The sequence below is a fragment of the Tolypothrix sp. PCC 7601 genome, from assembly GCF_025677855.1.
Classification (GTDB): Bacteria; Cyanobacteriota; Cyanobacteriia; order Cyanobacteriales; family Nostocaceae; genus Aulosira; species Aulosira diplosiphon.
Window position 1 is genome coordinate 3257673 of the sequence record NZ_CP064879.1, and the last position, 26114, is coordinate 3283786.

At 39.2% G+C, this 26114-nt stretch carries 23 protein-coding genes and 1 tRNA gene; 2 read left to right on the forward strand and 22 right to left on the reverse strand.

Features of this window, described 5'->3' with window-relative positions; translation table 11 throughout:
• Window positions 1-8: 8 nt before the first annotated feature.
• The 17 genes from HG267_RS13625 to HG267_RS13705 form a co-directional block, all read right to left on the reverse strand.
• Window positions 9-1403, reverse strand: a complete 1395-nt coding sequence (locus tag HG267_RS13625; RefSeq protein WP_045872475.1) for a hypothetical protein — start codon at window positions 1401-1403, stop codon at window positions 9-11.
• Window positions 1404-1534: 131 nt separating this feature from the next.
• A complete protein-coding gene (locus HG267_RS13630) occupies window positions 1535-1789 on the reverse strand; it encodes a hypothetical protein (RefSeq protein WP_228045261.1) in 255 nt (84 codons plus the stop codon).
• Window positions 1790-1873: 84 nt separating this feature from the next.
• Entirely contained in the window at window positions 1874-3700 is a 1827-nt protein-coding gene (locus tag HG267_RS13635; protein WP_045872476.1) for a type IV secretory system conjugative DNA transfer family protein, read from the reverse strand.
• Between the two features lie 4 nt (window positions 3701-3704).
• On the reverse strand, window positions 3705-4265 hold the full coding sequence (locus tag HG267_RS13640; protein ID WP_155539461.1) for a hypothetical protein: 561 nt from the start codon (window positions 4263-4265) through the stop codon (window positions 3705-3707).
• A 24-nt stretch (window positions 4266-4289) separates the two neighbouring features.
• Window positions 4290-6116, reverse strand: a complete 1827-nt coding sequence (locus tag HG267_RS13645; RefSeq protein ID WP_052335317.1) for a hypothetical protein — start codon at window positions 6114-6116, stop codon at window positions 4290-4292.
• Between the two features lie 39 nt (window positions 6117-6155).
• The gene (locus tag HG267_RS13650) at window positions 6156-6803 is read right to left on the reverse strand and encodes a hypothetical protein (protein ID WP_235623097.1); all 648 of its coding nucleotides are present in this window, start codon (window positions 6801-6803) and stop codon (window positions 6156-6158) included.
• Between the two features lie 111 nt (window positions 6804-6914).
• The gene (locus HG267_RS13655; RefSeq protein WP_045872479.1) at window positions 6915-8531 is read right to left on the reverse strand and encodes a TrbI/VirB10 family protein; all 1617 of its coding nucleotides are present in this window, start codon (window positions 8529-8531) and stop codon (window positions 6915-6917) included.
• Window positions 8531-9319, reverse strand: a complete 789-nt coding sequence (locus tag HG267_RS13660; protein ID WP_045872709.1) for a hypothetical protein — start codon at window positions 9317-9319, stop codon at window positions 8531-8533. The genes HG267_RS13655 and HG267_RS13660 overlap by 1 nt, the downstream gene beginning before the upstream one ends.
• 10 nt (window positions 9320-9329) lie before the next feature.
• Complete coding sequence (locus HG267_RS13665; RefSeq protein WP_045872480.1) at window positions 9330-10355, reverse strand: hypothetical protein; 1026 nt, start codon at window positions 10353-10355, stop codon at window positions 9330-9332.
• 15 nt (window positions 10356-10370) lie between these two features.
• Window positions 10371-11084, reverse strand: coding sequence for a hypothetical protein (locus HG267_RS13670; RefSeq protein WP_045872481.1), 714 nt, complete (start codon window positions 11082-11084; stop codon window positions 10371-10373).
• Window positions 11085-11092: 8 nt separating this feature from the next.
• Window positions 11093-13783 (reverse strand): hypothetical protein, encoded by a 2691-nt coding sequence (locus HG267_RS13675; protein ID WP_045872482.1) that lies wholly within the window; start codon window positions 13781-13783, stop codon window positions 11093-11095.
• Window positions 13783-14112, reverse strand: a complete 330-nt coding sequence (locus HG267_RS13680) for a hypothetical protein (RefSeq protein ID WP_045872710.1) — start codon at window positions 14110-14112, stop codon at window positions 13783-13785. Before HG267_RS13680 ends, HG267_RS13675 begins: the two co-directional genes overlap by 1 nt.
• A gap of 22 nt (window positions 14113-14134) precedes the next feature.
• Window positions 14135-14692 carry a hypothetical protein gene (locus HG267_RS13685; protein WP_045872483.1) on the reverse strand — a complete coding sequence of 186 codons (558 nt, stop codon included), beginning with the start codon at window positions 14690-14692 and terminating at the stop codon, window positions 14135-14137.
• A gap of 482 nt (window positions 14693-15174) precedes the next feature.
• Window positions 15175-15582, reverse strand: a complete 408-nt coding sequence (locus HG267_RS13690; protein WP_045872484.1) for a type II toxin-antitoxin system VapC family toxin — start codon at window positions 15580-15582, stop codon at window positions 15175-15177.
• Window positions 15564-15785, reverse strand: a complete 222-nt coding sequence (locus HG267_RS13695; protein WP_045872485.1) for a hypothetical protein — start codon at window positions 15783-15785, stop codon at window positions 15564-15566. The genes HG267_RS13690 and HG267_RS13695 overlap by 19 nt, the downstream gene beginning before the upstream one ends.
• Window positions 15786-16048: 263 nt before the next feature.
• The gene (locus HG267_RS13700; protein ID WP_168161010.1) at window positions 16049-19156 is read right to left on the reverse strand and encodes a hypothetical protein; all 3108 of its coding nucleotides are present in this window, start codon (window positions 19154-19156) and stop codon (window positions 16049-16051) included.
• Between the two features lie 221 nt (window positions 19157-19377).
• The gene (locus HG267_RS13705) at window positions 19378-20397 is read right to left on the reverse strand and encodes a ParB N-terminal domain-containing protein (protein WP_052335318.1); all 1020 of its coding nucleotides are present in this window, start codon (window positions 20395-20397) and stop codon (window positions 19378-19380) included.
• A 365-nt stretch (window positions 20398-20762) separates the two neighbouring features.
• Here HG267_RS13705 and HG267_RS13710 point away from each other — a divergent pair, with 365 nt between their 5' ends.
• The gene (locus tag HG267_RS13710) at window positions 20763-21116 is read left to right on the forward strand and encodes a helix-turn-helix domain-containing protein (protein ID WP_045872487.1); all 354 of its coding nucleotides are present in this window, start codon (window positions 20763-20765) and stop codon (window positions 21114-21116) included.
• Window positions 21117-21199: 83 nt separating this feature from the next.
• Here HG267_RS13710 and HG267_RS13715 read toward each other — a convergent pair whose 3' ends face one another.
• Complete coding sequence (locus HG267_RS13715) at window positions 21200-21448, reverse strand: hypothetical protein (RefSeq protein ID WP_155539465.1); 249 nt, start codon at window positions 21446-21448, stop codon at window positions 21200-21202.
• 1045 nt (window positions 21449-22493) lie between these two features.
• Between HG267_RS13715 and HG267_RS13720 the strand changes: the two genes are divergently transcribed.
• Entirely contained in the window at window positions 22494-22763 is a 270-nt protein-coding gene (locus HG267_RS13720; RefSeq protein WP_052335319.1) for a hypothetical protein, read from the forward strand.
• On the opposite strand, the gene HG267_RS13725 is transcribed toward HG267_RS13720, so the two are convergent.
• From HG267_RS13725 to HG267_RS13740, 4 genes are all read right to left on the reverse strand, one after another.
• A complete protein-coding gene (locus HG267_RS13725) occupies window positions 22756-23877 on the reverse strand; it encodes a tyrosine-type recombinase/integrase (protein ID WP_045872489.1) in 1122 nt (373 codons plus the stop codon). The two genes, HG267_RS13720 and HG267_RS13725, sit on opposite strands and share 8 nt — an antisense overlap.
• Window positions 23878-24029: 152 nt before the next feature.
• Window positions 24030-24102: transfer RNA gene (locus tag HG267_RS13730), tRNA-Ala, on the reverse strand.
• Between the two features lie 70 nt (window positions 24103-24172).
• On the reverse strand, window positions 24173-24901 hold the full coding sequence (locus HG267_RS13735; protein WP_045872490.1) for an HAD family hydrolase: 729 nt from the start codon (window positions 24899-24901) through the stop codon (window positions 24173-24175).
• Entirely contained in the window at window positions 24898-25815 is a 918-nt protein-coding gene (locus HG267_RS13740; RefSeq protein WP_045872491.1) for a class I SAM-dependent methyltransferase, read from the reverse strand. Before HG267_RS13740 ends, HG267_RS13735 begins: the two co-directional genes overlap by 4 nt.
• Window positions 25816-26114: the final 299 nt, after the last annotated feature.

Sequence of the window (26114 nt, forward strand, 5' to 3'; positions counted from 1 at the left end):
CCTGAAAACTATCTTTCTAATCCGTGACTTGCAGCTTTTTGAGATTGAGAAGAAGTTCTGTCCTGTTGTTTGCGAGTAGGTTGTAATTTGGGTAGTATCTGCTCAAAATAAATTAAATCCCTCTCGTTCATAGTGCTTTTCAATTGTCCGCCATATTTCTCTAATAAATTTCCTCGCCCATCTTTAGAATCAATGCGTACTTTGCCATCAGGGGTTGCTTGCCATTTATAAGAAAATCTACCATCAATTTCTACATCTCTTTGTTGAATCACAGCATATTGCACAAGAGCATTTGTAACTCTTTCTACACGAGCAAAATACTCAGCTTCTTGCTGACCGACAGGAGCGAAAGATGTAGGAATGGGTTCATTTCTTTGTAGAGAGCGTTGCAATGTATCAATATCTTTAATATGAGTTGGTTCTAAGTTCTCTCTCTCAACTCTTACACCCAAGGGAGTCGAACGAAACTGCATTATTTGCTTGTCCGTGGTTAACTCCTTCACTTCATATAAAGTACCATGACGAGAAATTTCATATTCACCTGCTTGGTAATGACCTTCTCCGGATTGTGTCTGGAGGTGAAACAAGTTTTTTAAAGATGCCGCCCATTGATGTTGCATTGAGTTCTCTTTAAACTCCTGTATCCCCATTTTTATGGCAGAGTTCACGCTACTAACTACAATAGAGATATTATTAATTGTTTGTTGCCACCAAGATGTATTTTGAGATTGCTGTAACCTTTTCTCAATTAAATGTTGATATAAATTACGTTCCTGCTGTAATGCTTTTATTTCTGCTTGCAACTGCTCAATTTCAGCACTTAATAGTGTTTTTAATGGGCTAGATTCTAATAGTTCTAAAGATTTTCTTACTCTTGTTGAGCCAGGAGTTGTTAATAAATTTGTATCTGAACTAACTTTTGGTTCTTGAATATCATCTAGTGATGAAAATTCCAAATAATCAATTTGGTTGCTATTATCCCTATTATCTAAATTGCTCAAATTTTCAGAGCTTGCTGTTTGAATACTTGACTGGGGCAATAAAGTATTAATAATTACTCTACCTTGATTATTCGATTGCAAAACAACTTGCCCATCTAATTCAACCCTCTTATTAATCGCTCCCTCTACTATCTCTCCAACTTTTGTAGAGCGTAATTGTTGCAGTTCAGTAATAAGTTGAGGATTTAAAAGTTGACCAGAAAAAGAAGAAATCTCATCACGAAATTGATTAGTATCTTGCCCATAAACTAATCTATCTCCATCAAATATTTGCAATCCCTGACGCTCGTTATTATCCTGTTTGGCATCTATAATCGCTCTGAGCAAAGCTTCAATTACTTGTTCGTAATGCTGTTGAATTGCAATTGCATCACCAGAGTTAACAGTAAAAATATCAGACATTGTTCAAGAAGTGAGTGGTGAGTAGTGAGTAGCTAATAGTAAGCATTGAGGAAGTCGCATAACATAATTCCTGGCAGAAATGCATATTTTTTTTGTTCTTTCTTCAAAATCCTCTTCCTACTATTCACTACTCACCACTCCCTACTCACTTTCTCTAATATTTGTATGCGATTAATTACCAGTTCTGAACCCACATAAAAAACAGCTAACTCCCCATCGAATAACCAAGCAATAAATTCGCTTTCTGATTGAAATGTTCGCGAACATTCATAAGAAAAGCAGCCGTGAACTCTACCAGCTAATAAGCCATGCTGATCGAATACTTCGATTACTTCTGGACAATAAGTTGTATCCAATAAAGGTTTATGGAGGGCTGAACGAAGCATGTCCTGCCACTGAGGATAATTTGATAATATCGAGAAAACTTGTGGACTCCAATTAACTTGTGTCTTTCGCATTTTCTTAACCATCTAAAATACGTTAGCTAGTTCTTCTGGTGAAGGTAAATCCCCAGTATGTTCGGGTATAGGAAATAATTTCTGTGCTAGTTCTTGCCTTTCCTGAAATTGTTGCGATCGCTCTGAGTCAGTAATTTGTATGGAATTGTTTTGGATCAGGCGCGATCGCACAAAATCCCACTTTGCCTCTGACCAGTTCATCTCATCAATATCAGATGAAGGAACCTTAACCTTTTGTAGCAGAGGAATATAAGCTTCTGTGCCACGAGTGTATGCAGGGTTGATGATTACTGCCCTACCCGTACCCATCTTGGCGAACTGTGCGGGTTCAAATAAATGTCGCTTTTGGTGATGTTCGTTAGAACTGCGAGAACCTCCGCCTTTGCCAATACTGCGGGATTTAGAACTAAACTTGATTTCCATCTCTCCCAGATAATCGCTGAATAACTTCGCAGATTCTGGATCTTGGGGATTGAAAATAAATTTGGTTGCTGTACCTCCTAAAATTGCCCTTGCTAATTCCTTTCCATAAACTTTCTCCAGCTGGGCAATGTTTTGATATCCCAAAATACCAACAAAACCATCTTCGCGTCCTTCATTTAACCAGTTGACAAGCGCTGGTAAATAAAACGTTGGCAATTCATCCAATGCAACTATCAAAGGATCTTTACGCGGTCTAGTACGGGTAATATTGCGCGTCACAATCATGTGTAAAATTGCAGCCAGCAGAGGGCTGACAATATCTCGATTATTCCGATCCAGTCCGAAAATAATTAATTGCTTACCATCTAAATCTAGTGGTAGTGTAGTCTTTCCACAAAAAGCACCAACAAAATCACGTTTGAGAAAACGTTGAAACATCCTTTGAGCAGTTCCAATAATTGATGCAGCAGTCTTTTCTGAATCCTTAACACTGATTAACTGGGAAAGTGGGCGCGAAGTCCAGACTTTCAACTTATTCTTTGAAGTAGCTTCTAATCTTGCTGGCAAATTAGGTAAAGATAAAATCGCCTGCGCCATCATCAAGTCACAGTAATTACCCTCACCAGTCAGAGCTTTTACCGCTTTAGTAACGAGTAAAATTCCCTCAACTAAGCTATCTCCAGCTTCCTCGAAAAACTTATCACTGCTAGCATTTCCCCCGCGATCAAAGTTGCGGGAGATGACTTGAGTGAGTTGTCCTGCTGCGATCGCATCTTCCTCATCCCTCAACAAGTCCAACGGATTGCAAGTTTCGCTCTCAGGGAACCCCGGCGCGAATATTCTCACAGTGTAACCGCGTTTCATTGCATAAGCTACAGCCCGTTTAGTTTGTGCTGGAAATTTGAAATCGTACAGTAACATGGGAAAACCCTGGTCAAAAGCACTACGAATTAGTGGGTCTATTACGGAGAAGGTTTTACCAGAACCAGCTGCACCAATAACGGCTATTCCCCTCTGAGCATCAGGTACATATAAAGTTGAATTGGGGGAAATGAATTGCTTGTAAAATGTTGGTTTGGTTTTGAGTAACCCAGCCTCATACCATTGTTTTTGAAGAGTAATTCTGATGTCACGAGGAGTACCAACATACAATGCGACAGAATTACGAGTTGGCTTACTTATTTGCTTTTTCGCTTGACGTGCAGCTAATGATTTTTCACGACTCCCACCCCAATAACTAGTGGCAACTTTACCTTTAGAATTTCTGCCTGATAAAACTTGAAAAATAGCCACTACTGCAAAACAACCCAGTAATATTAATCCAGATTGTGATTTCATTAAGTCTGCCAATTTTTCTATCTGCAAACTTTGGACTGGCGCAGATTTTACTTGCTGTACTTGGAAATAATTACTCATAGTTTTAATTTCCTAATGAACCAATACCCGTCCACGTCTCGCCAAAGCGCGTGTATCGACCAGAATCAAAACAATAATCAGTACGAGATACTATATTTTCCATGTCTGTTGTCTGGGTAAAAATTAAGCAAGGAAAAACTTGTATATCGCGGCTTGAAACCCTAATCAAATCTTCTTTTGGTGGTAAGTGAGGATTAGCCATGACTTGCAAAAGTAGTTTTCCAGATTCGTGATAAACCTGATACAAACACCCACCTGCACCGCAAATTTGAGGCGCATGAAAATCAAATACAAATACATGAATACCATCACTAGAGCTAATTGGTATTACTTTTACAGCTTGATCATCAAGCTTATTTGTAGAAGCATGAGCTAGCACTTTTTTAAATAGGGGTGCATTCACAATCTCTTTGGCAGGTTTCCAAGTAGGTGCATAACTTTTGTTTGACGAAGATTTCATGTTCAATACCAACGAGTAAAGAACTATTATTGTGGTCAATAAAGCCAAACCTATAATCAAAATCATCAATGTTTTTGAATTATAAATTCTCGATTGTTTTGACATAGTTAGCTAACTACCCAACAAAAATTATTTTAAGCAGCCCATTGATTCCATAGCTTTTGAATATTTATGAGCTACGTTATTGCCATATTCTTTGACTGAATTTTCTTCCTTAACATCACTAACTAACTCATCAGCAGGAATACCCACACCAGCAAAATGCATTTGAGCAGCACGTTTAATTAATCTGCTTCCACTAAAAGGCTTGCCTGTAGATGGGTCAATTTGTTGTGATGCTGTTGATAATAAGTTATTACTTTCAATTTCAATTAAAGATTGCTGCTCGGTGGGTGAAAAGTAATGCATCATTTCCTCACCAGTCACTTCTTTACCTGTATCCAACTTGGTGAGGAATTGTGACCCACCAGATTTACTTGATATAATCTTCCTTACATCAGAACGATAGGACATCAATTGCATTGCACCCAGCGCTCGACCGCAATTACCATTCGAGTCACAAACATAACTACCCACAGCGTTGTAGTTATCTTCAGTACTCAACAGTGCATTGCTCAAAGCATCAATATTAATACCTGATGAATGAAGCTTTTTACAATCACCTTTCGCTGCTGGTATTAAATTAGATAGCGCATTTCCAGATGTTATCGGAGACTTATTAAAAGTAAATCCACTACTTTTTAATCCTGTGGGAGTAGAGACAGAATTTTTATTCTCATCAATAGCACCTAAAAATATCGGTTCTTTCTCCCTATAGCTCATGAAGGGAACAGGGCCAATAAAGTAGGGTGTACATCCCAAATCAACAAAATTATTCCGCATACAAACCCGGAAGAATAACACTTGGGAAATCATTCCATCAACTTCCGAGATATCCCATATAGCCACCTTGAACGCATCACCAAAAGGTTGTCTCCCTGTGGGTTCTTTTCCACCATTAACAGAACCCAATATACCTTTACCACCCTTGACTAACTGATACTTCCCGCTAACCCAAGCTTTACCGTTAACAGCAGGTGAACCAGATAATTCAGTATGGGCGCAATCTTGATCGCATGGTACAGCAAAACCTTCTATATCGCTCCCGGAAATAGTGCGATTGAGTTTCTGTTCGTCAGTACCAAAAGCAATATCAACTATTCCGACTTCCGTACCTACAGGGTTGATGGGATTGGGGAATTGGGAAAATGGTACTTTTGCTAGTCCAGGAATTTCATCAATGTAAATTCCTTGCCATTTTTCAAAACTACCAATGGGAGTTGTGGATAATCCAGGAATTGAATTCAGGTTGTAAGATTTTAAATTCAATGATGATAAACTTAATTTACCCAAGTGAGGAGATTGTTGTAGTAAATTTCCTATGGTTTGATTGGTATCGAAGGAATTGGATAAGTATTGATCAAGTAAATCAAGAACAGATTTAACTTCGGAAACATGAAATTCTTTTAAATTAGGAATAGCTTTCACCAAACTTTCTAAAGTTTGAAAATTTATCACACCAAAGCTTTCTAAGTTCAGTTTTTGTAAATCCAAGTCAACAATTTGGGCGATATCGGTAAGTGAAAACTTTTGGAGTTGGAAAGAATCTTGAAAATCACCTAGCATTGTAAATGAATCAGGCTTTTGTCCTGCATTCCAACTACGAGAGGGGTTATATCCCAATTTTTCTGTCACTCCTGGAGGTGTTTGAAATGAGCCAGATTCGTTAATTGCTGGCATTTTAGAAAAAGTAATTTGGTTCCAATCTGGTAAACGGGTATTTTGCCAAGATATTGTGGGAATCTCTGGTTGTTTCGATATGCCTTGCTGCTGCCATATAATGATAATTGCAATAAAGATTAATATTGCTAGGCTTAATCCTGGCATCAATGCCAAATACTTATTTGATAATTTCATTGCTTTTGAATAAATATTTTTCGGATAAATGTTAAATATCTAGCGTAAAGTACCGATTTGAGACTTACTTCCTAGCTCGATTAAGCGATTGACTAAGCGTAAGGAAATTCCACTTCTACGGGCAGCATCATTGATTAAATATCCCGACTTCATTAATATCAAAAAACTTTTAACTCTTCTTTGTAAGCGAGAGTTAGGTAAAATTAAACGTTGTTGCTGGGCAATTTCTAGCCCCGAACTAATCATCTGTAGATTTGTGATATTCCTGGCGCTAGGAAAATTTCTGATTTCAGTTTCTTCTCTTAAACTTGGCGTAACTTCAATGGTGTGATACTTAGGATCTCTATCGCCCATTGCTACGCGAAATACATAAACTCTTCGTCCAGAGTTACCCTTTGTAATTACCGTTAGCAAGCTGCTATTTGTCTTGGGTAGTTGTGGTATTGTAAGCGGATTGATTCGCCGTAAATGCAGTACAGTTGCACCTGATTGTTCGCACTCCTGTGCTAAACCTGATAGACAACCATCGACATCTAATGAAGCGAAAGCCGGATTATCCAGCCAAACTTTCTCGACTATCTCGCCACTCTTGATAAATGAAATATTCACCCCATATCCGGATGACAATTCAATCAGAGGTATATTACTACTGTTACCAGTCGCTATATCTTGTGAAATATTCCTCACTCCTTTTTTTAAATAATTTTCACCTCTCGCTGATTGCCAAAAAACAGTAAAAGTCAGAACAGTCGAAATAACACTCAAATTTTGTAAAAAAGCCTTCATAACTAAAAGTGTTTACAACTGAAATGATTGATTAACAAAGACTTGAATATCTGTACCAGCAGGGATGTACCACACTTCTTCTCGTTGCTGAATTTCTGCAAGTGCTTGTTGATTGCGCTGAAGAATTTGTTGAGTGAGCGGTTCAAATCCACCTTCTAAAACTGCGCCCAAAATATTTTCGCTACCTCCACTGATAGAAGAAAAAGTATTTGTACCACCTAACCCACTAGATGTTGATATTTGTTGAGATTTGGGTTGATTTAATACCTTACCGACTTTGGCAAGGGAACCTACTATAAATGTTTCAGCATCACGGGAAGCAATTTCTCCACCTTTGTCACTCCATTTCGATGCGATTAAAGGTTGACCGGAATTACCACGAATACTAATTGCTCGTGGTGGGAGCAGATATTCCTGACTATCAATTAAAACCTGTGTTGCTTCGAGTTGAACAAGTCCTGATTTTTGAATATCAGTAACTTGAGCAACAATTTGAGAACCTTTTGGTAAAGCAATCAAACCATCTTCTTTCGTTAAAGGTTCAATAAGTTGGATAATAAATTTTTCATTTTCTGTTGTAGTTGGTGATTTGTTAGAAGAGTTATTAGTTGAATGTTTACTCCAAATTAGCGGAGTTACTAACTTTCCAGATGCAGAGGCACCAACTTGTAATTGTTGTATCGGTTCGCCATTGATAACTGCTGCTTCTTCTGTATACAAGGGTTCCGGTTCAATATTCTGAGTAGATGCTGTTGAAACTAAGGTAGCACGAGGAATTTTTATTGATGAAGTCGGTTGTTTATTGGCTATAGTATCCAAAGTTTTAACGTTTGCTAGCTCGTTAGTTATAGATGCAATTTCTGTATGACCATAACTGCCCAAGCGACTAATTTTTTCCCATTCCTCTATTGGGTCAACAGATTCTTTTTTGTTTGGAGGTGCTGCACCTACGGTGGCTTGAAATCTAGGAACAGAAGCAACATGAGGCAAATCATATCTGCTGCTTTCTTGTATTGGGTTACGAACAGAAGAAACCTGCGCTGGGCGTACTTCTGCGTCAGAAACTCGATTAATCCGGTTGTTTGAATCATTCCTGTGAGAAACTTTGCGTTGAATTGTTGTTTTAAGGCTTTTAGAACGCAAGAGCGATTGCATTTTTTCTGCTTGACTGCCTAAAGCTAATTCTGCTTTGAGCTTTCCTGTTTCTGTTTCTTGAAGATTTGCGTTATCAGCCATTTCTACTTTTGGTTTGTCAGCTTCTTGATTAGCAATTGTTGGTGCTACTCTGGGTTTACCAAACATAATGCTATTTAAAATAGTTGCTCCAGCACCAAATACCACAAGCATCACCAATCCAACTGCGCCAAACTTTGCAAAGGGATTACCGTAGAATGTGGGCTGAGTTTTACCTATTTGGGGGTCATCAAATAGTTCATGAGTTGCAATTGCATTTTGAATAGATTCCTCACTTTCAGTCTCCGCAACTTCACTGCCAACAGATATTTCTTCAGCAGAGGAGATTGAATTCTCTAGCTGACTTTGATGATGAAAACCAAGTAATTGAGCAAGGCTGGACTCATCCCAATTTGTATCTGACTCATAGCTTTGGGTTACATTATTCTCCTGCATTACAAATTCTCCTGTGCTAAATCCCGAATCGCATAAATTTCTAAGCCACTCGCACGCACCTGGTAAATTCCTGCTGCTAAACCCTCAACTTGATTTGGCGATTCTGGTGGGACAACTGCCCTAATAAATATTTCTTTATTAAATGGAATTATTTCTCCTAAATTGCTATTCTGAGCAAAAACTGTCAGGTTAGCAACCATTTTTACTTTCCATTTACCCTCGGAGATTTTTATTGGTGATTGAATTGAAAGTGGGACTAAAACTACTTGTGTCTTGCCTTGAAAAACTCCTGATGGTGTAATTACAGCCAGCACTTTTAAAAACTCTTTACGGAAATCTTCTGATAAGGCATAAGATGCTTGCCATGCTGCTGATGTAATCTTACTATCTCTAAATTCTCTGTTGCCAATATTTACACCGGGGTCAGGTTTTGGTTTAGCTGCTTCTTCAACAGTAGTATGTGGTAGTGTTCCCGACCAATTCATCATCAAAGTCATTGTGTCAGAAACAAAACGCAGAATTACTTGAGGAGTGCGTTCTAGGCTATCAAGAGGAGCAACTTTAATAGATTTTCCTGTCTCTAGTTGTACTAAACTTGGAGGTGCTTTTTTATTTAACTGTGAATAGGAACCATACAATAATAAAAGTACCAAAAAAGTAATGAGGTGTAATCCAAAAGTACCTAAAGCAAATAATGCTAATGTATCACCAGTTGAAACAGTTTTTGACGCGCGATTTAAAAATCGCAATCGATTTTTTTGTGTAGACTCTGAATCTAAAATAGTCATAAACAACATTTCAGGATTTATTAACTATCCTCATCACAACTGAAGAAAGCCCAAAACTCGCCAGACTGGAGAAACTTCTAAAAATTGCCATTCCTCCACCCGCAGCTAAAACTACAGATAAAATTGGGGCGAGAATACCAATTGCAAAAGCAAAAATCATTGGGTCATTGTTGTTAGCATTCAGCACTATTGTGGCGACCAAACCAGAAATAATATTGAAACAAAGCTTAATCATTCCGACTGAAAAGAACCCAGTTAACCATGCAAAAATTGCTTTATTCCCGACTGGGAGTAATGAACCTCCTACTGCTAGCGGGCCTAATAGGGCAGTCAGTAACAGACAAACTTCGACTATCCATTGAAAAGCGATCGCCAATGCTAGTAACCAACCCCGCACTGTTAGCTGAAAAATGTTGGTGTTGAAAAAATTGCTGATACCCTTGAGCCAATCGGGGCGATTGTCGTTATCTAGCTGGGATTCTATGTCTTTAGCTTGCGTGGAAGCATTTTGAAGACATTGGGCTTGTTGTGTTGGGTCAGCGATCGCATTACATTGAGCGATCAATGATTGGATAGCATCTCCCTTTCCCGTCTTGAGCATGACTTGCTGATAAGCTTCTTGCAACTGGATAGAAGCAGATGTAGAAGCTAAAAGAGTTTGATTCGTTTGGTTAATGATTCCTCTAAGTCCTTGGGTAGCGGCGGCTAATGGTTGAGCATTGTTGGCAAGTAGAACGATGACTACGATGGGCCAAATCATTTCCTCCAAAGCCTTGGAGTTATCACCATCAACCATTTCTCTTGTCCATTGGACGATGAAAATTAGCAACGTGCCAATGGCGAAGAATACTCCCAGATTTGCGATCGCACTATACAATCCTCCACTTAAAACATCGTTCCATAGCTTATCAATTGACTTAGCAACAGCCTCACTAGCCGCTACCCCATCTTCGGTAATTGTGGAAGCTGCTTGTCCTGGATTTGGAACTTGAGTTTGAGAAAGGATTAGTCCGTATTTCAAAAAATAGTAGAACATCCGGGTGATCTTCAACTAAAATAATCGAGCTTGCGACGCAGTTCTCAAATTATTAAATCCCTGACCTACAGTTTCTTTCTGATGTACTTGATTTTGACCATCCAATGAGCGAGAGATATTAGTTAAGTTCAAGTTAGCTAAATCTTGCGATTGCTTTAATTTCAAACCATCAGTTCGCATCACCCCTAAAATTGCTGCCATTTGAGTATTTTGTTGAGCAATTCGCTTCATTACATTTTGAGTGACAACTTCAGCTTGAGCAGCATTTGCATTAGCTTTAACCTGTTCAATCGAAGTTTGGGTTTTTTCAACTTGCTGTTTTGTAATTTGTTGACCTTGTTTACTCAAAGTTGTATCCGCAGATGCACGAGTAATTTGACGGTCAATTTCATTGGTTACTTTGTCAACACTATTAACTGCATTATCGTCATTAGCGGCTATTTCCTCAACTTTTTCTCTTACTTCTGTTGCTGAAGGTAAACCTAATGTGCCAACAGATTCATTAACTGCTACTTGCAAATCTCCCTGCAAAGATTCTGATAAATTACCTAATTTGCCAGAGACTACTGAGTCAATATATTTATCTAGAGAGCTTAATTGCTCTTGCCATTGCTCAAATACTTTTGCTAGGGGATTCGATATCTCTAATGCATCAGAACTTGAAACGCCAATTGTTGATATTATGGCTATACCAACTATGCTTATTGTCAATTTTTTGAGCTTGTTCATACTCTGAACTACTTTGTTTTTACTAGTTGCCTAGAAAGCTCTGTCAAAGCAACAAATTTATCTGGATACTTCGACAATGCTTGTGTTCTCTGCTCTTGCTCAGAAGGATTATTTGCCACTACCGCTAATAAATTAAATGCTGGATAATAACGACAAAAAGTAAATATTCCGTTATCATCCAGCAGCCATTGTGAATAAAAACCCTCCTTTTTAGGAAAGAAACTTTCTGTGGCATTACGAGAAATAATCTCCTGGGGATACTTCAAAATGCTTGAAAAACTATCAACAGCAGTCGGTTGAATACGTCCGATAAGTCGAGTGGTTAAGTTTTGAAAAATCTTGGAACCTGATGGAGATTTTGCGATCGTATCGGGGTCTTGGGCGGATAAAATTACTCTGATTCCGGCTTTTGCACCATTAGCACAAAGCCTACCAACCAAAGCTGCGATCGCATCAAATTCAAATAAAATTGGGCTTTCATCAATGAAAAAGATGCTTGCCGGAGATGCTAAAGCTCGTCGTAATGCCGCACTGTAAGCACTAAGACTCAAAATGGCTGCATCTTGATCGTTCGATAAATTACGCAGTGCAAAGATGAGTAAATGAGCATCACTGCGGAAGGTAGATGGTTGTGCTAACGCTTGTCCTACACGACTAGAAAGCCAGAATCTTAACCTTAACCGTATGGTTTCCAAAGCGGCTTTGGTATCCCCACTCAGGGAATCTAACCGTAAACGTTCGTGGGAGCAGAAACTCAAGAAATCATGCAATGTCGGCATTGCAGACCATTCGTCCGAGCCAAAGCCGTTAGTGTATGCAGCCGCATAGCGATCGCGGATTAATTCATCCCCAAAAAATGCTTTCAAAGCCAAAGCAATAATCGAACGGACAGTATTTGTCAGCACTTGTGAGGAGGCACTACCATGATTACCTACAACCATTGCCAGTAATGCTGTGGCCAAAAAATCCTTATAATCTTCAAACCTTTCTTGCTGCAATTTTGTAGGCAAGGAGCGTAAATTCGGCAACTCGAACAGATTACTCGACTCTTTACCAATATCGAAATATGCACCATCCTTACCCATAAATCGAGTGTAGTCAGTAAAAGTGCTAGTTCCATCTGGTTTTGGGTAATCTATTGCTACTACAGGCATTCCGTGCGCTAAGGCTTGCGTAAGAATCCCTGATGCCAAAACACTTTTACCTGCACGGGTGGTAGCAAATAATCCCAAGTTTTTGTGTTGGTTGTACAAATCGAGAAATACTGGTGTTCCTCCTTCTTCTGCGATTAATTCAAAACCGCTACTATCCCAAGCTTTGGTTCGCACCAGTGGCATCAATCCTGGTACTTCGCCACTTAAGTAAACTAACCTGCGATTAAAAGGCGCAGTCATCAAGCGTTCCCAAACTATCGGCAAAGTTTGCAACCAGATTCGCCAGGGATATTCGGTTTCTCTGATAACCCAAGCTGGACTCAGAAAACAGGATTGTAAGTAACGACAAGCTTCGTCTAATTGTTCGCGGGTTTTGCGATATACCAAAAATACTGTCGCTACGTGAATGGGAACAGCACCTTCATAAAGTTCTTCTTGAGCCGCAACAGATTTTTTGATGTTGAGTAGTGATTTTACGTCAACTGAGTTTTTATTCTGTGCAAGTGCGGCTGATGTATTTGCCTGTTTCGTTAAACGCTGCATATTGGTTTTTACCAACGTTTCCGAAGCTCGCATCAACTGACAGTAAATCTCGGTGTCGTAAACTCTTTCTCTTGATAAAACCTCCCATAAATAATGCATTTGTCGTTCTTTATCCACCCAACCACCGGGTTTATTTACAAAAGTAAGGGCGGCAATGTATTTTTCTTTGAGATGCACCCAACGTCTATCTGCAATGGGGATGGATGATTCGGACTCCATGAGGAAAGATGTGGGGGCGACATCTGAGTAAATTTCCTCTCGCAGTCCGTTTTCATCGAGAATTAAAAGTTGGGGAATTGGACGGGGTGGTGTGTTGTTAAATCGCTGCCAAAGTTCTGACCAAAGTTTATCAGCATTTATTGGGCGGATATCTAGCCCCATTTTATTGGATATTAATTGTTCCCATAGTTGGAATCCATCGGTAAAAGATGCGTGTATTAGGCGTTCGATGGCGATAAATTGTAGTTCGTTGATTTCTCCTGTAAATGATTTCCAAGAACGCTCTAATTTGGATAGAGCTTTTTCAAGCGCATCGCTTGTACCAGTGCTGTTGGTTTCAACTGTGTAGGTGCAATAAAGATGTAGTTTTTTCGGTTTGCGAACTCCTTGAATTGTTAATTGTTGCGTCCGGCATCGTTCTCCCATCAAGAGATATTGCAGTTCTTTGGTAGGAGCAATATCGCTCAAATTCTTAAGTTGTTGCTGTCGTGATGTATCGTTGGTAAACGAACTAAGATGGATGGTTAAACGTTCAGAGGATGGTAAATCTTTTAATCCCGATTCAATTGCATCAAAAACTGGATCAATTTGTTCGCTGCGTAGTGTGGAATGAATACCCGTACATTCAAACCCAAATTGAATTAGGAAGTTATCAACTCCTTTGCGTAGAAGATAAGCACCAATTGAACGCCCTTGTAGATTAATTTGCAACATTGTAACTAGTGAAAATGAATCTTCAAGAGGTGTTAATCTAAGTATGCGTTTACCAACTTTATTGCTCATTATTTTCTACCGTTTGATTTGGTTGAGTACTCCTTTAAATCCAATATTTTCTGATATCTCACACGCACTCGCGTCCAATGGGGAGTTGCAACAAATTTAGATAAAATATGCCAAGCGCCATTGGCTGTAAGTATCCACCAAGTTGCTATTCCCCAAGCTGCTGCTGCACAAGTCCAAACCCAATTCAGTCGAAATAGCCCATGTGCTAAGTAGTAAGAAATTCCACAAATTATTGCCCAAGGGATTAATTGATCTGCGGGGAATATTCCGATATTTGGTACTTTTCCCACTGTACTATTAACTTTACGGTATTTTGATTTTTCCTCCATTTTTTTATCCTCCAGTTTTAGTTCAGGTTCCAGTACCACCGCCAATAATTAAATTTGCCAGAATATCCCCCATAGTCACCGCAATCAAAATAATCATTGGTGTCCTGGCTAAATTTTGCCAATCTTCATCCTGACGAGCTGCTTGGATAACACGTACCAAAGAAATTCCTAAGTACAGGATGAATAATCCTCGTAGGACGTTAAACGATAAAGTAATTGCTTCTTGGGCACCTGTAAATTGCTCTGTCATCCAAGTTTCTGCATTTTGGAAAAATTGTGCTTGTGCGGTTGTGGAAAGAGCATCTAATAGTAGAAATGCACCCAAAACTGTTAATGCAGATGAAGTTATTTTGTATTTTCCAGAAAATTTGGCGATTGTATTGAATAAACCGTCCAACTCGCGCCGAAAAAATATTGCGCTCGTTCCCAATGTCGAAATAGCCAATGTCGTAATTCCAATCAAACTTGGGTTAATGACTACATCTATGATTGTTGTGGTAGTTGCCGTCAGGATTAATCTAGATGAACGAGCGTGATTTCTTTGACGTAATTCACAATCTTTAGACGGTTTCGAGAGCATAGGAATAAAAAAAATTCTATATCCATAATTAACTTTCGATTGATTGAATTTACATCAACCAATTGCCGGATATTTAACTCATATGTTTATACGATTCAATAATTGATTTATTAAGTCAAAATATTAACTTTTAGTTTGTGTATAGATGCCCAAAAAAAAGTTTTTGAGTATAGTTTTGTCTTTAAAATGTATATTATTACGTAATTAATTTGATGAAAATTTACTAGCGAATATCCGTAGCATACATAGAAATATATCTTCTTTGTCTATATTACTGTAATTCAAGTAACTTAAATATTTAAAAATTGATTAATAGTAACCAATGAAATATTCATTGTTAAAAGGTTTTGGGCTTTCGTTTTACTTGGTTACTATGATTACTATTTCAATAGTAAACAAATACAAAAAATACCAGATTATTCTTTGATAGCAAAATTTTAGTAAACGATAGAATCTCAAAATTGTGGATACGATTAGATCGCCTACTTCATCAAGTATGTATCGAGTTCTGAATACTGAGTAAATAAGCCATCAATACTAGCTAGTTTCGCTTGATAAACAAGTGCTGTGGCGATAATCAAGCGATCAAATGGATCTTTGTGGACAGGAGATAAGCTGACTGCTTTGTAGGCAATCTCAGCAGTTATCGGCAGCAATACAATTCCAGATGGCTCCAAAGCATCCTGAAACCATTGTTCGGCAGCGCAGGGTAGTTCTAGTCGTCCCCGTTGTTGTGCCAAGGCAACTTCATAGCATGATAGGGGTGAAATACTTACCACAAGAGCAGTTTCAATAATGTCTCGCCAGTGGGCAGGAAATCGCTCAAACTCTTGAGTGATGAACCATACCCAAATATGAGTATCGAGGACGATTATTTGAGACCTGGACAATCCTGTTCCTCAACGATGGGGCTAACCAAATCGCCCAACGTTTTACCTTTACCCGCGATCGCGGCAGGGGGAGTACGGCGTGATACTTGTGGTGTGGTATCTGAAAGAATCGTGACGATTACACGAGCTTTAGATATTTTAGGCTCATCTGTTAGCCACTTAACTTGACCATTTTCAATAATGGCTTCATAGCTTTGAAGCATTGATCACTCCGGATTTAAAAGCTAACTAGGAAGAATACAAAGCGTTTCTACATCTCCAAAATTAGCATGAAAAATCTTCAGTGGAGCAACTGTCAGTATTCCTAGTTTGAATAATAATAAGTATTTCCGCTCTGTGTTTATTTGTCAGATTCGATTACAAATATTATTTTCTTACTTGAGTTTAAATTGAGTAACTAATGGTTGAGACAGTTACATAATGCTTGTATGATAAATATCCCAGCAGTTACTATTTGCGTTTTTAACTAACTTGTAGCCTCATTGGAAATAGTAACCAAGTTTTGACTATTGCCATAATCAACTGAAAAATTTGTTTGACCAGCTAACTCAAAACTATTTATTCGCCCTTGAAGCAACTCAATAGGAATTTCCACGCAACTGCGAGTAGCCATCTGTGGAGATTTAGGTACGATAATCTCTCCATTGACATCAGCCCTAACATTTAGTTGACAACGTTGATAAGCGATGGAAGAGTCTTTGTCGCAATGAAACTTCTGTTTGCTGTAAGTTTTTCCACCGGCTTTTTGGATTTGCTGTCGAATCATCTTTTGGCTGTATGGTAACTCTGATTTAAAGTAACGGGACATGACAGGCCAGACCGAGTGGATGTAAACTGCCAGCGATTTATAATTATGGTTTTCTGGGTTGCCATCTTCGGTAATTAAGCGACAATTCCACTCACCAACTTCTGTTTGCGATCGCAATACCAAAAGTTTATCGATAAAATCATCCAGTGAGGATTTTTTAGATTCATCCTCATTTGCTTCGCCACACAAATAACTCAAATAAGCCCAAACTTCCTCTGCTAAAACCACACCAGATAGTTCAGCCAAGCGAAAAGCATAGTAACCAACCAATGCCAAACTTGATGCTAACCTGGCGTGTGCTGTGGGTAACTTGGAAATTAGCTGTGATTCCAAATCCTTAATTCCTTGTTGGTGATAACCAAGCTTGATGAAATCAGGTAAGGCAGATGAACACATTCGGGAAATCGCTCTTAATTCTGGGAAAGCTGGGGGATTTGGGTTTCCTGCAAACTCCAACCGAATCAACCTTGAAAGAATTATGGGGTCATTATCACCTATGGAATAATTGGAAGCCACTATCAAGGGACTATGGGGATCTTGGTTATTTTCTCGTACAGAACGTGACCCACCACCAAATTGGGTTTTAATTTGTTGGCAAACCCAGGAAATTTGAGTTTTATCAGGATCATCGAGAAACTGGGTTAACCCACCCATGAGTTTAAATCGTTCGTGATAGGCACTTTCTGAGGTTTGATTAATTTTCGCTCGATGGTCAAAACCTAAAAGTGAAAGTGCCGTCACAGCAGCGACTGTTTTTCCAGTTCCCGCATCTCCATACAGCCCTAAAACTGGAAAAAATCCTTCTGCTTCCTGAATTTCATCATAAAATAGTCCAGCCACAGAGAATGCTGTGGTAAAGAATGCACTCATAAACCCTGATTCGCCAAAGAAGTTTCGCATTGCCGAAACTAAGCGTGGTAGAACTTCTGCTTCGTGTTCTGTGTTGATTTTGGGGATAGGAATTTTTTCTTTAGCAATCAATGCCTCATTGAGAACCCAAAGAGATTGTTCCTCTGTTTGCTTTTTTCCATCTGCGCTAATTTGACAATTGGGAAATACCCAAGTGCCATCTGATTGCCGACCGAGACGTTCTGATAATTTATATCCTTTACCTCCACGCTCTCGATAAGCTGCCAGTTCTTTGTGCAAATATTGGTGAAGTTCTTCTGGCTTTAACTTATTGACAAGATAAACCTTGCCAGTGGAACGCGACAGACAATTAATAAAATCTGTAACTCGATGCAGTGCTTCAGCAGGAACTACTACCCTATCTTGTTCATTTGCTGAGTCATAACTGCGCTTTACCTGTAGAACTAATCCGCCAAAAGCATTGTTAGTTCCAATTAGTTCCCGCTCGACAATAAAACTAAAACCCGCTTTGGGAATCCATTGCCATTTGACATCGCCACCAGAGGCTTTAATTTTCTTCCAATATCCCAACTCTGACCTATCTGGATGTTGCACTGGTGCTACCCAATCCGCAGTATTAAATTGTACGTTTTTATACAAAAAATCATTGCGGATGTTATCAGGCCACAGCGAGATCCATTCATCAACTGAAATATAAGTGATCTGATGACGACCTCCTTGAATAATCAAGTCATCAATATCCTGTTTATCTTTGGTTAACTGTTCCCACCAACCAACTCGAATTTTACATCCCCACTTTTGCAACAACTTGACCGTCTCATAATAGCGGAGCATGATCTGCCGATTTGAAATCATACCCGCATCAACATACAAATCAATCACCAATTTTGATAAGGATATATTTCTACTTTGTGCAATGTTTTCCAGGTAACGTCTCAATAACTTTGGGCTACAGTCCCAAGCGGCTCCTGGCGCACCGATAATGATTTGCTGAAGATGACAAGCTACTGAGTGGGCTTTTAAAACTCCCTCGGCTAAACCAATAGAGGATAGTTGAATTGATAAAGGATGACAGAACGCCAATGGCATTTCCCCGTTATCTAACCTTGGGCCATTACCGTCCACAGGTGTGGACGACCCCCATTTATACTTACCACTACTTCGGTCATCTGGAAGTAGTTGGAACGCGATGATTTGTCTTAGCTCGTTATAAATTGGCAGGAATAATCCTGGTTGACCATATAAATACAATGAACCATTGCGTTCGACCACACCTGGTAAATTAGCACTGATGTGTTCCACTTGCTTGGTTTCCCAGGAGCGAAAGCCGATAAAATCAATAAATTCACTCAGTCTCCGCACATCAGTTAAATGATTGTGGTGAGCATCTGTTAGTTGTAGTTGTGTCAATATCACCCGGTAGTGTTTGTCTCGTTCTTCTTCACTCAGAACTTTCATCTGAGGTTGAGGATGATTTTGGCGTTGATTGTTATGCATCTGATGTTTGGGTTTCACTACAATTCTGGAGCGATGGTAGTTGTAGTCATTACATTCTCTAAACTTTGATGGGTAAGCTTGTTGTAATGCTCTAGCCCAAGAATTAGGCAGCCCTGTCAACTGGGCTATCTCTGTGCTGGATGCTTTCTTTCCTCGGTTTTGAAGCTCTGTTGCAGCTCTAAATAATTCATCTGCCACCAATGGTGTAATAAACTCTTGCCCCATCCCACTTGATAGCTCTCGGATGTAGATGTAACCGGATGGCGCAGAGTCACCAAGAGAATGATAGCAATAAAGGCTACCATCGTCATTCAACTTACAACTTCCTGTGGTATTTCCACAAACAGGACATGGATTTTTTTTGCTTGAATGCTTGCCTTTTTTCGGAGTTCCTGGCATGAGTTTCGGCTCTTGAATACGGCAACTTGAGCTAGCCAAAGCATAGAACTGAAGTTTTGTTGTGATGAAATTGGCTCAATTTGGAATTTATCGAAACGAATACAGGAGTTAGGACTCAGAATGAAGGCATGAATTATATATGAATGCAAGGGTTTTATATCAGGGCTAATTGATTCTGATTCCTTTATCCTGACTTCTGTATTCTTTTTCAAAGCTATTTTTTAGACTTCTAAGGGTATTTTCGACGATTGGGCAGCTTGTAAAAGATGATGACAAGTCCAGTCCACCAAAGTCATTCCTGATGCTCTGGCTGCGTCCTCAAACATTATTTGTAAGTGTGATGGCAGTGTGAGAGTGAAATACGAGTTCTTCGGTATAGATTGACAACCTTCAGAGTCACTCCACCGATATTGCCATCCAAGGCATTCCTCGCCCCTTGTTTGAGCATCCTTCTCTAGAAAACTCAACAAACCAAATTTATAGCAGTAGAAGCTGTGGTTATCCTTCACCTGTTCTTTACTGCAAAATTGACAATTCCAACAACTGCGTTTAAGAGGGTCATCTGTTTGTTTTCCACTTTGGGATGGATGTGCTTTTATCAGCTTAGTTGCTGCATCTACACTTTGCTCATTCAAGGCTTTTCGTAAATCATGAGCGGATTTGTCATTACCTTGTTGTCGGAGCTGATCTATTGCTGTGACTACCTTTTTAGCCTTGGAATAGTTACGACCACTACCTAAACCTACAAGTTTTGCTACTTGATCGCGGGTTTGTCCTGGAGACGATACAGGAAAATTTTCCTGAAGCGTTGTTTGTACACTCCTGCCTAATTTTTTATTAGTAGTAGCTGCTGCAATCTGTTGTCGTTGTTTCGCTTTCGCTTTTTCGATTCGTTCCCAAGCAATGGCTTCACGCACTTTTTGTTCGGTTGTCTTTTTGCGAGCGGCATTTTCTAACAACAGTGCTTCCAATTCAGCTTCCCGATGAGGAAAGTCTCTGATTTCTACTGGAATCTGATTCCAACCCAATAACAGTGCCGCTTTCCAATAAGGATGCCCGTTAATGATGGTATTTTCAATGGTTATCAGTAGCGGTCTAGGGTACTGAGCGTTTTGAATTAATCTCATCACATCAGAAACATCCTCTGCTTCTCCATAAATCGACAAATACAACGGATGGGGTTTTAGAGAGTTGGGGTCAAATGATTGAAAAATTGAATTGGGTTGGGAAGTCACACTCATAGAAACCCTAATTTTGTAAAGAATTGCCAAAAATCCTGATGCCAGTTACTCTTCACGCCATCAGAAATGCCAGATGTAGTAAAGTAAAATCGAGATAGTTCTCTCACCCAATAGCTATGAAAATGTTGCCCTTCCACGTCCTGTTTCATGGATTGGCATAGTTAAACGCAATTAGTATAAAAAGTTCATAAGTCTCAAAAACGAGGCATCCGACTTTTTATAACTACGGAAAAATCTCGACTGACTGATTATTTAGTCATATATGTCTAATTGCTTGGACACTTATTCTTAGTAATTTACCGCATTAGGTACGCTCTGATTAGCTTTGACACTAAAATCACACCGAAAAAGTATAAAATCTTAATATGGCAACCAAGGCAGAAAGATTAGCGGAACTCATTAAAGGGCTACGAGGTGCTACATCACAACGTCGTTTCTCTCAACAGTTGGGTGTGAGTAAATCTTGCGTTAATTTCTGGGAATCTGGCTTGGCTTTCCCTGATACTGGAAATCTTGAGAAGCTGGCAGCTTTAAAAGGATGGACGCTGGCGGAACTGCAAACCTACCTAGTAAAAGGAGATTTGCCTTCTGATGATGCGCTACAGCAGATTATTACTAAATTGCGATCGCTCCCCACAGAGGCTGTAGCTCAAGTAGCATCTGCGGCAGTAGAAACATTAGCCAGCAGAAGCCAGTCGGTGCAGGCAGTTATTAAGTAAGTCGGATTTGGGTGACTTGGGTGAATAGTAGCGATGCCAGCCTTGACATATTTATGTTCAGAAAGTCGTTTTTGCCAATATAATCAGTCACTTTCTGACGACAGTTTAGTGAAGATACAACAGTTTCTGGCAACGACGGTTTTCAAACCATCGCCATCTTGATGGGTGAGTAGGGGTAACTGCGGAATACTTAAGCTGGTTGAACGAAAACTATTCTTCAGTGGTGTTGGTAGACAATTTTTCAAGTTGAGTAATCGATGCTGCAAGGAGATTCCTTTGTCAGTGATCAAAATGCGTACTGCCAGGGCACGGATTTTTCTGCTCTTCATCATGATTTGATTGTGTGAGTGTTCAGTAATGTTTGCCCAGTGCGGTAGTCGTGCTTAAGTACACGAATGCTTCCCTGTATGAGAAATAATTGAACGATTTTCTTTGTTGCGTTTAATACTTATTACAAGATTTTGCCTAGATTAAATTTTCTCCAAATCTACCTAAAGGAATAAATTGGGCTTAATAATTTTTTGGCCTATCTTTGGATAGATGCATGAATTATATTTTTGATTTTTTAGTTAATACATTTTATACAAACACTTATAAGACTATTTTCAATAGAACTACACAAACTATTATGTGGTTAATTGTCAAAGATGATTTTGCCAATTTACAATAAAAATATATATAACAAGAACTTACCTAATACTTGTGAGCAAGGATATCCACCTTGTATTCTTCATCTAAAAATAGAACAAAATTTAATTAATAATTCATTCTAAAATCTATCTTGAAAAAATACGGGTTACAATCTGAATGTGTAAATAATGAAACATCTTACATGAACAGTATTATTTTTATCTTAGTGATATAGGTAGCAAATTAATTTTCTATAATTGCTGAAAGCTATTTGCAGAAAGATACTAATGAATTAGCAATTCAGGATACTAGAATGTCCTAAAATTTCAGTGTTCGGTTATGACTTATACCTTTAAATACTTAATTTGAAAAAGCATATGTGATCCTTGATCGCCCTAAGACCTTCTCTAAAAGGTTTCACATTACATAAATATCATTGAGCTTAAGTATTAAAAAAATCAAAGCTGAAGCATAATATACATTTTGGGAAAAATCTAATTATTTTATATCCAAAAAAAATTGTCAAAAAATAGATAAATTATGTATAAATGAAGCAAAGTGCAGGGTTCATCTACAACAGCTTCACTTAAGAGATTCAAGTTGTGCCTTTTGTCTAAATGATAGTTACATCTCAAAGTGTCGGGAGCATCATCGCATAGCGTTGCCGGATAGGGACATTGTGTATTGAAATTATCTCACTTTGAACGTGGGGCTAAATTTGGCATTCGATTATAGAGTTTACCTTTGATGCAACCAATGGAGTATCATTTCGTCTCTACCTCTAAAATTCAAGAGCGTTTAGGTATTTCTGCAAAAGCTCTGGCTGAGTATATCAATAGAGGATTACTAATCGCAGGAGTACATTTCTCTGTTCTTCCTGGAGGACATAAGCGCTATAACGTAGAGTTGTTAACTGACTGGCTTGCTAACCAGCAAGATCCTACTTCCCATCAACGGGCTATAGATTACTATCTCAAGTCATTGCCTTGCAATCAAGCAAGGAAACGAGCTAACTAAGAAAATCGTGAGTTTTGGGTTGGTGAATTACAATCCCAGCATATGAATCTAGGAGCACTTTAACATCGTGCCCTGTGGACTGAGCAATCACCACAGGATTTTCACCATTTTGAAGCCAATGGGAAATTAATGTAGAACGAGTTGTGTAGGGTTTTCGATATGGAACTTTTACTGATTGCAATATTGCTTTCCATACTCGTTTGCAAAAATTATTATCGTTCATTGGGCCACCTTTCGGTGCTGGGAAAACTAAAGCTTCGTCTTCCCATTGCGATCCACGCCGATTCAGCAAAATCTCCTGTACACGTTGAGAAAGTTTGACATATCTGGCCTTCTCATTTTTTGTATCCTTACGTGTTCCTCTGACAAAGGATTCTCCGATCCACATTACAGAGCAATCGTCCCAAAGGTGCTTCCACTGTAGCCCGATTGCTTCTCCAGGTCTACAGCCAGTCAAAAACATGAACTCCACGTAGTCTGCATAGTGGCAATAGTGTGGGTGATTGCGAAAACCTTCAAGAATTGCCAGACATTCTTGTTTAGTAAAAGGTTTTGGGCGAGCCTTTTGGGGTACCTTTAATCCCAAAAGGACTTCAGCCCAAGGGTTGGTATTGCTTTCAGGAAGCATCTTCTGTTTGATAGCCCAATTCCAACATGACTTTAAGACTGATAAGCGATCGCGAACTGTAATCGGCTTTTGTCGTTCCAAAAGAAATTGCTTAAACTTCTCAGCATGTGTTTCGTTAATGTCGTGTGCAAGCTTATTTTTGAAAACTTCGCTTAGGTGATCGGCAATGATTTTGTACTTAGTCAGTGTTTGGGTATCTAAAGAACTACGTTTGCTGTCGGTAAATCGTTCCATTAACTCTGACGCATTTAAACGGTCAGTTCTTTGATCATCTGGTTTGTACTTGTTGAGAGTGCGGTCGAAGTTGTTGCTGATAATATCATTAGCGATAGTAGCTGCTTTGCTGGTAGCTACGTTACGAGCTGTAACTCCATCTGGTAGCCCTAAGTATAGATAGTAAGCTTTTCCTTCGTATAACCAATACAGTCTCAACCTACCGTTGCTAGACTGAACCTTGACTAATTCTTTGCTGGATTTGCGTGGCATATTTGCCCCGATTCTAGATAATCTTTATCTAGTAATTATCTAGGATTATCCAGATTTGCCACATTTTCAGCTATAATTATTGACAATACAGGTATCTAGAATTCCTGGTTCAAAAGACTTGAAATCCTTATCCTGTATAAATTTGAGGTTAATGGAGAATAGGGAACTCGAATCCCTGACCTCTGCGGTGCGATCGCAGCGCTCTACCAACTGAGCTAATTCCCCTTATCTAAGATTGTAGATAGCGAAATTTGAGGAATAATCTTCAAATTATGCATATTCACTATTTTCTATCTTACCATTTATCTGCGGTTGGTTGTAACTCTTTCTGGGAAAACACTTCCTGCACTCGTTCTAGTTCCAAATCTGTCAAATAATCCACAGTCCAGTTACAACAGCGCTGAAGCATATGGAAGGGGTAAGTATTAGCTACGCCAACTACCTGCATTTGCGCTCTTTTTGCGGCTTGGATACCAGCTGGGGTATCTTCTATTACTAAACATTCTGTTGTTTGTAGATTCAAGTCGGGGTATTTTTGGTTGAGACGTGTTACTGCCAACAAATAACCATCCGGTTCTGGTTTACTGGTAGTGATATCGTCTCCCGCAACTATGACGGGAAAATATTCAGTTAATTGTGCGCGTTGCAGTACTATATCTATTTCTTGGCGAATTGCACCACTAACTAGCCCTAGTTTGAGATTATGGGAGCGCGCTTGAAATATCAAGTCGTCTACACCTGAGTATAAAGGCAGTTTTTCCAGCTGATCTAGTTCTTGGACATACATCTGCGCCTTTTGCTGGAGTAACTGAGTTAAATATTCTTCGCTGAGGACACGACCGCGATTGTACAATAGTTCTTGAAAACAGGCGCGGTCACTGCGTCCTAAAGAAGCTTGACGTTCGCTGTCCCGTTGCGGTTGGAGATTTTCTTGAATCAGAATCTCATCGATCAAGCGCAGGTGGATTTGCTCATCTTTAATGATGACACCATTAAAATCAAATAAAATCGCCTTTAAACTCATGCCTTTATGCCAAAAACTGGGGAGCCAAGATCCTCTAAATCATTATTATCGATTTTGCCATCTGTTGATTTTGATACGGACTGTTTAACTGTATTGTATTTAGTTACATCAACTTTGGATATGGGTTTTACGCCACTAGTTACTTGATGCATCCACCAAACATCTTTGCTTGATAAAGCCAAAAATCCTGCTTGATTCATGCTCTCATGGAGATTGAAAGCAGCATAGTCCCGCAGATAAGGCTCCTCAAACACTTCTTTGAGCCATTCTAGCTGACGCAGGGCCTTTTGATTACTATCTAAAATTAATACTTGTCCCCCAACTACCAGCAATCGGAAACATTCGCGCAAAATGTTTTGGGATACGGTTGTGGGGATTTCGCGAAATAATAAAGAAGCTGTTACTAAGTCAAAAGAAGCATCAGGAAAGGCGGTTTTTTCAGCATTACCATGTCGCCACAGTATGTCTAAACCAGCACTTGTGGCTTTATGTTCTGCCATTACCAACATATAAGCAGATAAATCTAAGCCGATGACTTGGGCTTGGGGGAAAGCCTGTTTTAACATCAAGGTGGTTGAACCTGTACCACAACCCAAATCTAGTATGCGTCGTGGCTGGACTTGAATTGTATCAATTACAGCTTGGCGCACAAGGGTTTCATTTGGTGGCAGCAAATATTGGAGAATTGGATCGTAGGAAACTACTACCTTGGGGTTGAGATAGCCACCCTCAATGCTGCGAAATTTATAGCTACTGTAGTAAGAGGGTAAGATTACATCATCTCTATGGAAGCGATCGCTCTGTTTTTTCCAGTCAATACTCAAAGCATACCGCTCTAATCCCTCTTCATCAATTAAAAAGCTGACTACAGGGGATATCAAACGTTCCCAGATTTTATGTTGAGGAACCGCCATAGAATTGCGCCAAATCGTAGATAGGTGATGGAAACCACAGTGCTATTATTTACAAATTTTAATATATTTCTCAGAAATCTGCCGTTATTGGGAAGCGATGCCTTCGGCTGATCTACAAGGTACTACGCGAATACTAACGCAGATCGTAATTCCTGATTCAGGACAGCTTTGATGCTGGAGTTGACATTTTCAGAATACAAATACTACATTTGTAGTGTAGCTGATTCAAGCTTCCCACAACTGGTTAAGCTTCCTCATTGTGTGGAAGTTAAGCAAAAACCATATTATATGTAAATTTA

Excerpts from the sequence above, each read along its gene's own strand:
- HG267_RS13700 (WP_168161010.1), bottom strand. The coding sequence starts at position 19,156 with ATGCCAGGAACTCCGAAAAAAGGCAAGCATTCAAGCAAAAAAAATCCA.
- HG267_RS13630 (WP_228045261.1), bottom strand. The coding sequence starts at position 1,789 with ATGCTTCGTTCAGCCCTCCATAAACCTTTATTGGATACAACTTATTGT.
- HG267_RS13655 (WP_045872479.1), bottom strand. The coding sequence starts at position 8,531 with ATGCAGGAGAATAATGTAACCCAAAGCTATGAGTCAGATACAAATTGG.
- HG267_RS13680 (WP_045872710.1), bottom strand. The coding sequence starts at position 14,112 with ATGGAGGAAAAATCAAAATACCGTAAAGTTAATAGTACAGTGGGAAAA.
- HG267_RS13720 (WP_052335319.1), top strand. The coding sequence starts at position 22,494 with ATGCAACCAATGGAGTATCATTTCGTCTCTACCTCTAAAATTCAAGAG.
- HG267_RS13705 (WP_052335318.1), bottom strand. The coding sequence starts at position 20,397 with ATGAGTGTGACTTCCCAACCCAATTCAATTTTTCAATCATTTGACCCC.
- HG267_RS13625 (WP_045872475.1), bottom strand. The coding sequence starts at position 1,403 with ATGTCTGATATTTTTACTGTTAACTCTGGTGATGCAATTGCAATTCAA.
- HG267_RS13635 (WP_045872476.1), bottom strand. The coding sequence starts at position 3,700 with ATGAGTAATTATTTCCAAGTACAGCAAGTAAAATCTGCGCCAGTCCAA.
- HG267_RS13670 (WP_045872481.1), bottom strand. The coding sequence starts at position 11,084 with ATGAACAAGCTCAAAAAATTGACAATAAGCATAGTTGGTATAGCCATA.
- HG267_RS13695 (WP_045872485.1), bottom strand. The coding sequence starts at position 15,785 with ATGCTTCAAAGCTATGAAGCCATTATTGAAAATGGTCAAGTTAAGTGG.
- HG267_RS13725 (WP_045872489.1), bottom strand. The coding sequence starts at position 23,877 with ATGCCACGCAAATCCAGCAAAGAATTAGTCAAGGTTCAGTCTAGCAAC.
- HG267_RS13645 (WP_052335317.1), bottom strand. The coding sequence starts at position 6,116 with ATGAAATTATCAAATAAGTATTTGGCATTGATGCCAGGATTAAGCCTA.
- HG267_RS13665 (WP_045872480.1), bottom strand. The coding sequence starts at position 10,355 with ATGTTCTACTATTTTTTGAAATACGGACTAATCCTTTCTCAAACTCAA.
- HG267_RS13740 (WP_045872491.1), bottom strand. The coding sequence starts at position 25,815 with ATGGCGGTTCCTCAACATAAAATCTGGGAACGTTTGATATCCCCTGTA.
- HG267_RS13735 (WP_045872490.1), bottom strand. The coding sequence starts at position 24,901 with ATGAGTTTAAAGGCGATTTTATTTGATTTTAATGGTGTCATCATTAAA.
- HG267_RS13685 (WP_045872483.1), bottom strand. The coding sequence starts at position 14,692 with ATGCTCTCGAAACCGTCTAAAGATTGTGAATTACGTCAAAGAAATCAC.
- HG267_RS13660 (WP_045872709.1), bottom strand. The coding sequence starts at position 9,319 with ATGACTATTTTAGATTCAGAGTCTACACAAAAAAATCGATTGCGATTT.
- HG267_RS13640 (WP_155539461.1), bottom strand. The coding sequence starts at position 4,265 with ATGTCAAAACAATCGAGAATTTATAATTCAAAAACATTGATGATTTTG.
- HG267_RS13715 (WP_155539465.1), bottom strand. The coding sequence starts at position 21,448 with ATGATGAAGAGCAGAAAAATCCGTGCCCTGGCAGTACGCATTTTGATC.
- HG267_RS13675 (WP_045872482.1), bottom strand. The coding sequence starts at position 13,783 with ATGAGCAATAAAGTTGGTAAACGCATACTTAGATTAACACCTCTTGAA.
- HG267_RS13710 (WP_045872487.1), top strand. The coding sequence starts at position 20,763 with ATGGCAACCAAGGCAGAAAGATTAGCGGAACTCATTAAAGGGCTACGA.